This window comes from Bacillus cereus group sp. BfR-BA-01311 (assembly GCF_022664295.1).
Taxonomy (GTDB): Bacteria; Bacillota; Bacilli; order Bacillales; family Bacillaceae_G; genus Bacillus_A; species Bacillus_A cereus.
In genome coordinates, this window is record NZ_JAKUHC010000001.1 from 408512 (window position 1) to 420904 (window position 12393).

Genomic DNA, 12393 nt, shown 5'->3' on the forward strand with positions numbered 1-12393 from the left:
CTCTTATGGTTTATTCGCATAAGATATAGATAGAATGATTTGTATCGTAAGCAGCACGAGTTTTCATTGAATCTTTGTTGCTCTATTGATATAATCAGTGCTAGTGTATATTGGCGAGACTATTAGGAGTTGAGAACATAGATGAATAAAGAAGAAAGAGCAAAAAGACAGTCCAAAATTCGTAATTTCTCTATTATTGCTCATATTGACCACGGAAAATCAACGTTAGCAGACCGTATTTTAGAGAAAACAAACGCGTTAACACAACGTGAAATGAAAGCTCAGTTGCTTGACTCTATGGATTTAGAGCGTGAGCGTGGTATTACAATCAAATTAAACGCAGTACAATTAAACTATAAAGCAAAAGATGGTGAAGAGTATATTCTTCATTTAATTGATACACCAGGACACGTCGACTTTACGTACGAAGTATCTCGTAGTTTAGCGGCTTGTGAAGGCGCGATTCTTGTAGTAGATGCAGCGCAAGGTATTGAAGCGCAAACGTTAGCAAACGTATACTTAGCGCTTGATAATAATTTAGAAATTTTACCAGTTATTAATAAAATCGACTTACCGAGTGCGGATCCAGAACGTGTACGTCAAGAGGTAGAAGATGTAATTGGTTTAGATGCATCAGAAGCGGTACTTGCTTCTGCGAAAGCTGGAATTGGTATTGAAGAAATTTTAGAACAAATTGTTGAAAAAGTACCAGCTCCGTCGGGTGATTCAGAAGAGCCATTACAATGTATGATTTTCGACTCTTTATATGATCCGTACCGCGGTGTAATTGCTTATATCCGTGTTGTAAATGGAACAGTAAAAGTTGGCGATAAAGTACGTATGATGGCAACGGGTAAAGAATTTGAAGTAACAGAAGTAGGTGTATTTACACCGAAAACTACGCAACGTGACGAGTTAACAGTAGGTGATGTAGGTTTCTTAGCAGCATCGATTAAAAATGTTGGTGACACACGTGTTGGTGATACGATTACACATGCGAAACGTCCAGCTGCAGAGCCGTTAGCAGGTTACCGTAAGTTAAACCCGATGGTATTCTGTGGTCTGTATCCAATTGACTCTGCTCGTTATAACGATTTACGTGATGCATTAGAAAAATTAGAGTTAAACGATTCTGCTCTTGAGTTTGAACCAGAAACATCTCAAGCGCTAGGATTTGGTTTCCGTTGTGGTTTCTTAGGGCTTCTTCACATGGAAATCATTCAAGAACGTATTGAACGTGAATTTAAGATTGACTTAATTACAACAGCGCCAAGCGTTATTTATAAAGTTTATTTAACTAACGGTGAAGATGTTATTGTTGATAACCCATCTAATATGCCAGATCCACAGTCTATCGATCGTGTAGAAGAGCCGTTTGTGAAGGCTTCAATTATGGTTCCGAATGACTATGTTGGAGCTGTAATGGAGATTTGCCAAGGTAAACGTGGAACGTTTATTGATATGCAATATTTAGATGAAACGCGTGTTACATTAACATATGAAATCCCGTTATCAGAAATCGTATATGACTTCTTCGATCAATTGAAATCAAATACGAAAGGGTATGCATCATTTGACTACGAGTTAATTGGGTATAAGCCATCTAAACTTGTGAAAATGGATATTCTTTTAAATAATGAACAAGTGGATGCTTTATCATTTATCGTACACCGTGATTCAGCGTATGACCGTGGTAAAGTAATCGTAGAGAAATTAAAAGAATTAATTCCGAGACAACAGTTCGAAGTGCCAATTCAGGCGACTATCGGAAATAAAGTTGTAGCACGTTCTACAATTAAAGCGATGCGTAAAAACGTACTTGCAAAATGTTACGGCGGTGACATTTCTCGTAAGCGTAAACTTCTTGATAAGCAAAAAGAAGGTAAAAAACGTATGAAGTCTGTTGGCTCTGTAGAAGTACCGCAAGAGGCATTCATGGCTGTACTGAAAATGGATGACAACTAATATTTGAAATAAAAAAGAAGTCGTTTGTGCGGCTTCTTTTTTCTGTATAATTACTTTTTAGACATCTGAGCAGCTCTCATTTACAATAATGAGAGAGCTTTTTAGTTCATATAGAGTTAGGAGATTGTTAATGTCCGAAAATATTCGAAAAGATATTCAAGATAAAATACAAAATGGTAATTTTAATTGTGAAAAGGAATTGACGCTTTCTATTATTAGTGGAAAGTGGAAAGTTGTGATACTGTGGCATCTTGGTGTGGAAGGGCCGCATCGTTTCAGTGAATTACAACGGTTATTCCCAAGCATTTCTCATAAAGTTTTGTCGAACCAATTAAAAGAGTTAATGGAAGATGGGATTGTTGATCGGACAGTATATCCCGAAATTCCTCCTCGCGTTGAGTATTATATGACGGAACTAGGCATGTCACTTTTACCGATCGTTGAAATGATGTATGATTGGGGAAAAATGCGAATGGAACAAATTCGTAATACGTTAGAGAAGTAGAGAACCCTCCGGAGTGCGGAGGTTTTCTTTTTAGAAAGGTAGGAGTTATATTTGGTACAAGCTGCATACATTCATATTCCATTTTGTCAGCACATTTGTCACTATTGTGATTTTAATAAAGTGTTTATTGAACGCCAACCGGTTGATCAATATTTAGATTATTTAGAGAAGGAAATAATAAATACGGTTCAAAAAGTTCCATTTGATAGTATGAAAACGATTTTTGTGGGTGGGGGAACTCCGACAGCGTTAAATATGGAACAGACAAAAAAATTACTCGAGATTATTAATCGTCATTTGCGTCCGTTCGCCCCGAATTGTGAATTAACATTTGAAGCGAATCCAGGAGATTTACCGAAAGAGAAGCTAAATGTACTGCTAGAAGGTGGAGTAAATCGAATTAGTTTTGGTGTGCAAACGTTCCGTGATGAACTTCTTGAGAAGATCGGGCGCAAGCATACGAGGGAAGATGCATTCCTCGCGATTCGAGAGGCACAGGAAGTAGGCTTTAAAAATATTAATGTAGATATTATTTATGCTTTGCCAGGACAGACGATAGAAGATGTAAAAGAAACATTAGATATTGCTTTTACGCTTGGTGTACAACATTTCTCGGCATATTCATTAATTGTGGAGCCAAAAACAGTGTTTTATAACTTAATGAACAAAGGGAAATTACGTCTTCCGGGTGAAGACCATGAAGCGAAAATGTATGAAATAGTAATGGATGAAATGGAGAAACACGGTTATAACCAGTATGAAATTAGTAATTTCTCAAAAGGTGACAATAAAAGTAGACATAATCTCACATACTGGAATAATGAAGAGTATTATGGATTTGGAGCTGGAGCTCATAGTTATGTGAACGGAGAACGTATTCAAAATGTTGGTCCTCTGAAGCAATATTTTAATAAAATTGATGAAACAGGATTTCCGTATTTAGATGTTCACAAAGTGACGGAGAAAGAAAGAATGGAAGAAGAGCTGTTCTTAGGGCTTCGAAAAACAAAAGGTGTTTCTAAAACGGCGTTCCGCAATAAATTTAATGTAGAGATGGATCAAGTTTTCGCGAAGCAGTTACAAAGCAACCAAGAGCAGGGATTGCTTGAAGAGGAAGATGGACATGTGCGTTTAACGCGAAAAGGAAAATTATTAGGGAATGAAGTATTCCAATCATTTTTGATTGACTAATTAAATGTTCCATAGGCGTGAAAAAGTTTCATTATTTCGTGACGTTTCCGTTGACAATTGAATGTCAATTTTGGTAAGTTATTAATAGATTTAGCACTCAAAGACAAAGAGTGCTAACAGAGGTGATGATGAGATGCTTACGGAACGTCAGCTCTTAATTTTACAAACAATTATTGATGACTTTATTGGATCAGCGCAGCCCGTTGGGTCTAGAACGTTGGCTAAAAAAGATGAAATCACATTTAGTTCAGCTACTATTCGAAATGAAATGGCGGACTTAGAAGAATTAGGTTTTATTGAAAAAACGCACAGTTCTTCTGGACGTGTTCCTTCTGAGAAAGGCTACCGATTTTATGTAGACCATCTTTTAGCGCCGCAAAACTTACCGAACGCTGAAATTGTACAAATTAAAGATTTATTTGCTGAAAGAATTTTTGAAGCGGAAAAAATTGCACAGCAATCTGCTCAAATTTTATCAGAACTTACGAATTATACGGCAATTGTTCTTGGACCGAAGTTAAGTACAAATAAACTTAAAAATGTACAAATTGTGCCGCTTGATCGTCAAACTGCAGTCGCTATTATTGTAACCGATACAGGGCATGTACAAAGTAAAACGATTACCGTTCCGGAATCTGTTGATTTATCAGATTTAGAAAAAATGGTTAATATTTTAAATGAAAAGCTATCTGGCGTACCGATGGAAGAACTTCATAATAAAATCTTTAAGGAAATTGTTACAGTTTTACGTGGGTATGTTCATAATTACGATAGTGCAATAAAAATGTTGGATGGTACATTTCAAGTTCCGTTATCGGAAAAGATATACTTTGGAGGAAAAGCAAATATGCTTTCGCAGCCAGAGTTCCATGACATTCAAAAGGTTAGATCTTTACTTACCATGATTGATAATGAAGCCGAATTTTATGACATTTTGCGTCATAAACAAGTCGGGATTCAAGTGAAAATTGGTAGGGAAAACTCTTCGACGGCTATGGAGGATTGTAGTTTAATTTCTGCAACATATTCGATTGGCGAAGAGCAACTTGGAACAATTGCTATTTTAGGTCCTACGAGAATGCAATATTCTCGTGTAATTAGTTTGTTACAGTTATTTACGAGACAATTTACTGATGGGCTTAAAAAGTAAATGAGAGTAATACATTCGCTCAAGTGATGAAATTTTCATTGCTGTGTGTAATATATAATGATTAGGTAATCATGCTATGCATGATACCTAATACCTTTTAAGGAGGTGAATATTGTGGAAGAGCGTAACGAACAAGTGGTAGAAGAAGTAAAAGAAGCGCAAGTTGAAGAAGCTGTCACGCCAGAAAACAGTGAAGAAACTGTAGAAGAAAAAAGTGAGGCTGCTCTTTTACAAGAAAAAGTAGATGAGTTACAAGCGAAACTAACGGAAACGGAAGGTCGCACATTACGTCTACAAGCTGATTTTGAAAATTATAAGCGCCGTGTCCAAATGGATAAACAGGCTGCTGAAAAATATAGAGCACAAAGTCTAGTTTCAGACATCTTGCCAGCTCTTGATAATTTTGAAAGAGCAATGCAAGTGGAAGCGACTGATGAGCAAACGAAATCATTGTTACAAGGTATGGAGATGGTGCATCGTCAATTGTTAGAAGCGCTGACTAAAGAAGGTGTGGAAGTGATTGAAGCTGTTGGTAAACAGTTTGATCCTAATGAACACCAAGCTATTATGCAAGTGGAAGATAGTGAATTTGAATCAAACGCGGTTGTGGAAGAATTCCAAAAAGGTTATAAATTAAAAGACCGTGTGATTCGCCCATCAATGGTAAAAGTAAATCAATAATTTACATAAAACTAGGAGGATTCGCCATGAGTAAAATTATCGGTATTGACTTAGGTACAACAAACTCTTGTGTAGCTGTTATGGAAGGTGGAGAACCAAAGGTTATCCCAAATCCAGAAGGGAACCGCACAACACCTTCTGTTGTAGCTTTCAAAAATGAAGAACGTCAAGTTGGGGAAGTTGCAAAGCGCCAAGCAATTACAAACCCAAATACAATCATGTCTGTTAAACGTCATATGGGTACAGACTACAAAGTAGAAGTTGAAGGTAAAGATTATACACCTCAAGAAATTTCTGCAATCATTTTACAAAATTTAAAAGCTTCTGCTGAAGCATACTTAGGTGAAACAGTAACGAAAGCTGTTATTACAGTACCTGCATACTTCAACGATGCAGAGCGTCAAGCAACGAAAGATGCTGGTCGTATCGCTGGTTTAGAAGTTGAGCGTATCATTAACGAGCCAACAGCAGCAGCACTTGCTTACGGTTTAGAAAAACAAGACGAAGAACAAAAAATCTTAGTATATGACTTAGGTGGCGGTACATTTGACGTATCTATCCTTGAGTTAGCAGACGGCACATTCGAAGTTATTTCAACTGCTGGTGACAACCGTCTTGGTGGCGATGACTTTGACCAAGTTATCATCGATCACTTAGTAGCTGAGTTCAAAAAAGAAAATAACATTGATTTAAGCCAAGATAAAATGGCGCTTCAACGCTTGAAAGATGCAGCTGAAAAAGCGAAAAAAGATCTTTCTGGTGTAACACAAACTCAAATTTCATTACCATTCATTAGTGCTGGAGCTGCCGGTCCATTACACTTAGAATTAACGTTAACAAGAGCGAAATTCGAAGAGCTTTCAGCAGGTCTTGTTGAAAGAACATTAGAGCCAACTCGTCGTGCATTAAAAGACGCTGGTTTTGCTCCAAGCGAATTAGATAAAGTTATTCTTGTTGGTGGATCTACTCGTATCCCAGCTGTACAAGAAGCTATTAAACGTGAAACTGGTAAAGAGCCATATAAAGGTGTAAACCCTGATGAAGTTGTAGCATTAGGTGCTGCAGTTCAAGGTGGCGTACTTACTGGTGATGTAGAAGGCGTTCTATTATTAGACGTAACTCCACTTTCTTTAGGTATTGAAACTATGGGTGGCGTGTTCACGAAATTAATCGAGCGTAACACTACAATTCCAACAAGTAAGTCACAAGTATTCTCGACAGCTGCTGATAATCAACCAGCAGTAGACATTCACGTATTACAAGGTGAGCGTCCGATGTCAGCTGACAACAAAACGTTAGGTCGTTTCCAATTAACTGACCTTCCACCAGCACCACGTGGTATTCCACAAATCGAAGTAACATTCGATATTGATGCGAACGGTATCGTTAACGTACGTGCGAAAGACTTAGGAACAAGCAAAGAGCAAGCTATTACAATCCAATCTTCTTCAGGTCTTTCTGATGAAGAAGTAGAACGTATGGTACAAGAAGCGGAAGCAAATGCTGACGCTGACCAAAAACGTAAGGAAGAAGTTGAACTTCGTAATGAAGCTGACCAACTTGTATTCCAAACAGACAAAGTTGTAAAAGATTTAGAAGGTAAAGTAGATGCAGCTGAAGTTGCAAAAGCAACAGAAGCGAAAGAAGCATTACAAGCTGCAATCGAGAAAAACGAGCTTGAAGAAATTCGTGCGAAAAAAGATGCTTTACAAGAAATTGTACAACAATTAACTGTTAAATTATACGAGCAAGCTCAAGCAGCTGCTGGTCAAGCAGAAGGTGCGCAAGGTGCACAAGACGCTGGCGCGAAGAAAGACAATGTAGTTGATGCTGAGTTTGAAGAAGTAAAAGAAGACAAGTAATTCAACTGTAAACATAATAAGTAAGATGACAAAAAGTCAAAGTCAAGCGTGCCTTGACTTTGGCTTTTTTCACGAATGAGAAGCGATGTGTGAGGATCTTAAGTTTTTCGCTTTGCATACTGTAAGTGAGGAAACTTTGTTGCAAAGCACTTTCTTTCGGTGTTAAAATTACGTTTATGTGAAAGATTCGGGGGTTGTAAATTTATGAGTAAACGAGACTATTATGAGGTCCTTGGACTTAGCAAGGGCGCTTCAACAGATGAAATAAAAAAAGCGTATCGTCGTTTGGCTAAAAAATACCATCCAGACGTAAGCAAAGAAGAAAATGCAATTGAAAAGTTTAAAGAAGTACAAGAAGCATACGAAGTGTTAAGTGATGATCAAAAGCGTGCGCAGTACGATCAATTTGGTCATGCTGGTGCAAATCAAGGATTCGGTGGATTTGGCGGCGGAGGAGACTTCGGCGGTGGCTTCGGTTTTGAAGATATATTTAGTTCTTTCTTTGGCGGTGGCGGCGGCAGGCGTCGTGATCCAAATGCTCCGCGCCAAGGCGCTGACTTACAATATCAAGTCACTTTAGATTTTGAAGAAGCTATTTTTGGTAAGGAATTAAATGTGGAAATTCCAGTAGAAGATCCATGTGATACTTGTAAAGGTAGTGGAGCAAAACCAGGAACTTCAAAAGAAACATGTAAACATTGTTCAGGTTCTGGTCAAGTGAGTGTTGAACAAAACACACCGTTTGGTCGTATCGTAAACCGTCAAGCTTGTGGTCATTGTTCAGGAACTGGACAAATTATTAAAGAAAAATGTACGACATGTCACGGTTCAGGTAAAGTTCGTAAACGTAAAAAAATTAATGTTAAAATTCCAGCGGGTATTGATAATGGTCAACAAATTCGTGTGTCTGGAAAAGGTGAAGCCGGCGTAAATGGCGGACCAGCAGGAGACTTATATGTTGTTGTTCATGTAAGAAATCATGAATTCTTCGAGCGTGAAGGAGACCACATTATTTGCGAAATGCCATTAACATTTGCACAAATGGCACTTGGTGCTGAAGTGGAAGTCCCTACTGTTCATGGTAAAGTGAAGCTGAAAATCCCAGCAGGAACACAAACTGGAACAGAGTTCCGCTTAAAAGGAAAAGGTGCTCCGAACGTACGTGGATACGGTCAAGGAGATCAATATGTAGTCGTTCGTGTTGTTGTACCGACGAAATTGACTTCACAGCAAAAAGATTTATTACGTGAATTTGCAGGACAAGAAGAGCAGGATGATAGTTTATTCGGAAAGCTTAAACGTGCTTTCAAAGGGGAATAATGGAAATAAAAAATGGAGTTGGTAAATTGTGAAATGGTCAGAAATTAGTATTCATACAACAGAAGAAGCAGTAGAAGCTGTCTCTCATATTTTACATGAAGCTGGTGCTAGCGGAGTTGCGATTGAGGATCCAGCGGAGTTAACGAAAGAGCGCGAGCAACAATATGGTGAAATTTATGCATTGAATCCAGATGAATATCCGGCGGAAGGTGTATTAATAAAAGCATATTTCCCGCAAACCGATTCTTTACATGAAACGATTGCAGGTGTAAAATCATCTATTGATGTGCTTCCATCTTACGACATCGAAATTGGTACTGGAAATATTACCGTTAACGAAGTCAATGAAGAAGATTGGGCTACTGCTTGGAAAAAATATTACCATCCAGTACAAATTTCTGATACATTCACAATCGTACCGACTTGGGAAGAATATACACCATCTTCTCCTGATGAAAAAATCATTGAATTAGACCCGGGCATGGCGTTTGGTACAGGAACTCATCCAACAACAACGATGTGTATCCGTGCTTTAGAAAAAACAGTACAGCCAGGTGACGCTATTATTGATGTAGGAACAGGTTCTGGTGTACTTAGTATTGCAGCAGCAAAATTAGGTGCGTCTTCTGTTCAAGCGTATGATTTAGATCCGGTTGCGGTTGAAAGTGCAGAAATGAATGTACGTTTAAATAAAACAGATGATATCGTGTCTGTTGGACAAAATAGTCTTTTAGAAGGTATTGAAGGTCCTGTTGATTTAATCGTAGCTAACTTATTAGCAGAAATTATTCTATTATTCCCTGAAGATGCAGCAAGAGTTGTGAAGTCAGGTGGATTATTTATTACATCGGGCATTATTGCTGCGAAGGAAAAAGTAATTTCTGGGGCGCTAGAAAAAGCTGGATTTACAATTGAAGAAGTGTTACGAATGGAAGATTGGGTAGCAATTATTGCACGAAATGCGTAATATAGATTTTAGTCTATAATGAAAAGGGGAGTCTCTCACTATAAGGTGAGGGACTTGCCGTTTGTTATATGAAAAATGATAACGTTTCGTTCTTTTCGTAAGTGTTGACTTACGAAAGGAACGAAACTCTACTAAGGTGATTATATGCAACGTTATTTTGTAGAAGAGAAATATGTAAATGAGACAAGTATTCGCATTGTAGGTGATGACGTACATCATATCGCAAGAGTGATGCGTATGTCAGCTGGTGATCATATTTATTGCTGTGTAAATGGAAAAACAGCAGTATGTTCAATTGATGAAATTACCAGTGAATTTATTAATACGGCTATTGTAGAATGGGTAGAGGCGTCAAGTGAACTTCCTGTTTTCGTGACGATTGCAAGTGGACTGCCAAAAGGAGACAAGCTAGAGTTAATTTTTCAAAAAGGAACTGAGCTTGGGGCAGCTGCATTTTTACCATTTCAAGCATCTCGCTCTATCGTAAAATGGGATGCGAAAAAAGCTGATAAAAAAGTTGAGCGTTTAAGAAAAATTGTGAAAGAAGCTGCGGAACAATCACATAGAAGTGAAATTCCAGAAGTACATGCTCCAGCATCATTTAAGCAATTGCTTTCAATGAGTGGTGAGTATGATGCTTGTCTTGTTGCTTACGAAGAGGAAGCAAAACAAGGCGAGAAATCTAATTTTGCGAAAGCTTTAACGACAATGAAACCAGGTCAAAAGCTATTGATTGTATTTGGCCCAGAAGGCGGTTTAGCTGAGGAAGAGATTACAGCGCTTCGTGAACATAAATTTGTACCATGTAGTTTAGGACCAAGAATTTTAAGAACAGAAACGGCGCCGTTATACGCGTTAAGTGCTGCTTCGTATCATTTTGAATTGATGGGGTGATGATCAATGTCAACTGTTGCGTTCCATACGTTAGGTTGTAAAGTAAACCACTATGAAACAGAAGCCATTTGGCAATTGTTTAAACAAGGTGGTTATGAAAGAACAGAATATGAAAAGAAAGCTGATGTATATGTTATTAACACATGTACAGTAACGAATACTGGGGACAAAAAAAGCCGTCAAGTAATCAGACGTGCTGTGCGTCAAAATCCAGATGCAGTTATTTGTGTAACGGGATGTTATGCACAAACATCTCCAGCTGAAATTATGGCGATCCCGGGTGTGGATATTGTAGTTGGTACACAGGATCGTGAAAAGATGTTAGGTTACATCGAAGAATTCCGTAAAGAGCGTCAACCAATTAATGCTGTCCGCAATATTATGAAAACACGTGTGTACGAAGAACTTGATGTACCTTATTTCACGGATCGTACACGTGCGTCTTTAAAAATACAAGAGGGTTGCAATAACTTCTGTACATTCTGTATCATTCCTTGGGCGCGCGGTTTAATGCGTTCTCGTGATGGAAAAGAAGTTATTAAACAAGCGCAACAATTAGTGGATGCAGGCTATAAAGAAATCGTATTAACGGGTATTCATACAGGTGGATACGGCGAAGACATAAAAGATTATAACTTAGCTGGATTACTTCGTGATATGGAAGCGGAAGTAGGCGGATTAAAACGTCTTCGTATTTCTTCTATTGAAGCGAGTCAAATTTCAGATGAAGTAATTGAAGTGTTAGATAAATCTGAAGTAGTTGTACGCCACTTGCATATTCCGTTGCAATCTGGCTCTAATACTGTATTAAAACGTATGCGTCGTAAATATACGATGGAATTCTTCCAAGAGCGTTTAGATCGTTTGAAAGAAGCGTTACCAGGCCTTGCGATTACATCTGACGTAATCGTTGGTTTCCCAGGTGAAACAGAAGAAGAATTCATGGAAACATACAATTTCATTAAAGAGAACCGCTTCTCTGAGTTACATGTGTTCCCTTACTCAAAACGTACAGGAACACCTGCAGCGCGCATGGAAGATCAAGTTCCTGAAGATGTGAAGAACGATCGTGTTCATCGTTTAATTGAGCTATCTAATCAATTAGCGAAAGAGTACGCATCAGCGTTTGAAGGTGAAGTGCTTGAAATCATTCCGGAAGAGCAATTTAAAGAGGGCGACCGTGAAGGGTTATATGTAGGTTATACAGATAACTACTTGAAAATTGTATTTGAAGGATCAGAAGAATTAATTGGTAAGCTAGTGAAAGTGAAAATTACGAAAGCTGGTTATCCATATAACGAAGCGCAATTTGTTCGTGTTCTTGAAGATGATGTGAAAAAAGAATCAGCTAGCGCATAAAAAGAGCGTGCAACCGGAAACGGTTTGCATGCTTTCTTTATTTGAAGCGATTAAGTAATAGAAGGTGGGGAGGCGTTTCATGCATCCCTGTATGAAAAAAGATGAAATGATAAAAATATAGTTGTCTTCATCAGTGAAGGATACTAGTTATTTGCATAACTTTTGAAAAGGAAATGCTTCTATTCTTCTTTTATTCTGCCAAATAGTTGACCTGAAGTGATAAAATGTATTATAATCGTAAAAGACATGCTGAAGAAGTGTTTCTTTTTGCATGCTGAAGTTAGTATGTAAGTGTGATGTTTCGGAGGGAGGGAAAGAGAATGTCAAAAACAGTCGTTCGTAAAAACGAGTCTTTGGAGGATGCACTTCGCCGTTTTAAAAGATCGGTTTCTAAAACTGGTACACTTGCTGAAGCAAGAAAGCGCGAGTTTTATGAAAAACCAAGTGTAAAACGTAAGAAGAAATCTGAAGCGGCAAGAAAGCGTAAATTCTAAGAGAG

At 38.1% G+C, this 12393-nt stretch carries 11 protein-coding genes; all 11 read left to right on the plus strand.

Annotated features, from left to right (window positions below):
- The first annotated feature begins 141 nt into the window (after nt 1-141).
- The 11 genes from lepA to rpsU all read left to right on the plus strand — a co-directional run bounded on the left by lepA (nt 142) and on the right by rpsU (nt 12388).
- Nucleotides 142-1965, plus strand: a complete 1824-nt coding sequence (gene lepA / locus MR136_RS02155; protein ID WP_001030951.1) for an elongation factor 4 — start codon at nt 142-144, stop codon at nt 1963-1965.
- Between the two features lie 130 nt (nt 1966-2095).
- The gene (locus MR136_RS02160) at nt 2096-2470 is read left to right on the plus strand and encodes a winged helix-turn-helix transcriptional regulator (protein ID WP_001293539.1); all 375 of its coding nucleotides are present in this window, start codon (nt 2096-2098) and stop codon (nt 2468-2470) included.
- 51 nt (nt 2471-2521) lie between these two features.
- The gene (gene hemW / locus MR136_RS02165) at nt 2522-3661 is read left to right on the plus strand and encodes a radical SAM family heme chaperone HemW (protein WP_000249433.1); all 1140 of its coding nucleotides are present in this window, start codon (nt 2522-2524) and stop codon (nt 3659-3661) included.
- 133 nt (nt 3662-3794) lie between these two features.
- A complete protein-coding gene (gene hrcA / locus MR136_RS02170; RefSeq protein WP_000954941.1) occupies nt 3795-4811 on the plus strand; it encodes a heat-inducible transcriptional repressor HrcA in 1017 nt (338 codons plus the stop codon).
- Between the two features lie 114 nt (nt 4812-4925).
- On the plus strand, nt 4926-5492 hold the full coding sequence (grpE, locus tag MR136_RS02175; RefSeq protein WP_000392711.1) for a nucleotide exchange factor GrpE: 567 nt from the start codon (nt 4926-4928) through the stop codon (nt 5490-5492).
- 26 nt (nt 5493-5518) lie between these two features.
- Nucleotides 5519-7354: a chaperone protein DnaK gene (gene dnaK, locus MR136_RS02180; RefSeq protein ID WP_000034700.1), complete on the plus strand. Its 1836-nt coding sequence runs from the start codon at nt 5519-5521 to the stop codon at nt 7352-7354.
- Nucleotides 7355-7558: 204 nt separating this feature from the next.
- Nucleotides 7559-8674: a chaperone protein DnaJ gene (dnaJ, locus tag MR136_RS02185; RefSeq protein WP_000043946.1), complete on the plus strand. Its 1116-nt coding sequence runs from the start codon at nt 7559-7561 to the stop codon at nt 8672-8674.
- Between the two features lie 28 nt (nt 8675-8702).
- On the plus strand, nt 8703-9641 hold the full coding sequence (gene prmA, locus MR136_RS02190) for a 50S ribosomal protein L11 methyltransferase (RefSeq protein ID WP_017673534.1): 939 nt from the start codon (nt 8703-8705) through the stop codon (nt 9639-9641).
- Between the two features lie 144 nt (nt 9642-9785).
- Nucleotides 9786-10535: a 16S rRNA (uracil(1498)-N(3))-methyltransferase gene (locus tag MR136_RS02195; RefSeq protein ID WP_001190154.1), complete on the plus strand. Its 750-nt coding sequence runs from the start codon at nt 9786-9788 to the stop codon at nt 10533-10535.
- A gap of 6 nt (nt 10536-10541) precedes the next feature.
- The gene (gene mtaB / locus MR136_RS02200) at nt 10542-11894 is read left to right on the plus strand and encodes a tRNA (N(6)-L-threonylcarbamoyladenosine(37)-C(2))-methylthiotransferase MtaB (RefSeq protein ID WP_000108680.1); all 1353 of its coding nucleotides are present in this window, start codon (nt 10542-10544) and stop codon (nt 11892-11894) included.
- Nucleotides 11895-12214: 320 nt separating this feature from the next.
- Nucleotides 12215-12388, plus strand: coding sequence for a 30S ribosomal protein S21 (gene rpsU / locus MR136_RS02205; protein ID WP_000048061.1), 174 nt, complete (start codon nt 12215-12217; stop codon nt 12386-12388).
- Nucleotides 12389-12393: the final 5 nt, after the last annotated feature.

Bases quoted from the DNA above. Each gene is read 5' to 3' on its own strand.
- MR136_RS02160 (WP_001293539.1), top strand. From the start codon at position 2,096: ATGTCCGAAAATATTCGAAAAGATATTCAAGATAAAATACAAAATGGT.
- mtaB (WP_000108680.1), top strand. From the start codon at position 10,542: ATGTCAACTGTTGCGTTCCATACGTTAGGTTGTAAAGTAAACCACTAT.
- rpsU (WP_000048061.1), top strand. From the start codon at position 12,215: ATGTCAAAAACAGTCGTTCGTAAAAACGAGTCTTTGGAGGATGCACTT.
- dnaJ (WP_000043946.1), top strand. From the start codon at position 7,559: ATGAGTAAACGAGACTATTATGAGGTCCTTGGACTTAGCAAGGGCGCT.
- MR136_RS02195 (WP_001190154.1), top strand. From the start codon at position 9,786: ATGCAACGTTATTTTGTAGAAGAGAAATATGTAAATGAGACAAGTATT.
- hrcA (WP_000954941.1), top strand. From the start codon at position 3,795: ATGCTTACGGAACGTCAGCTCTTAATTTTACAAACAATTATTGATGAC.
- dnaK (WP_000034700.1), top strand. From the start codon at position 5,519: ATGAGTAAAATTATCGGTATTGACTTAGGTACAACAAACTCTTGTGTA.
- lepA (WP_001030951.1), top strand. From the start codon at position 142: ATGAATAAAGAAGAAAGAGCAAAAAGACAGTCCAAAATTCGTAATTTC.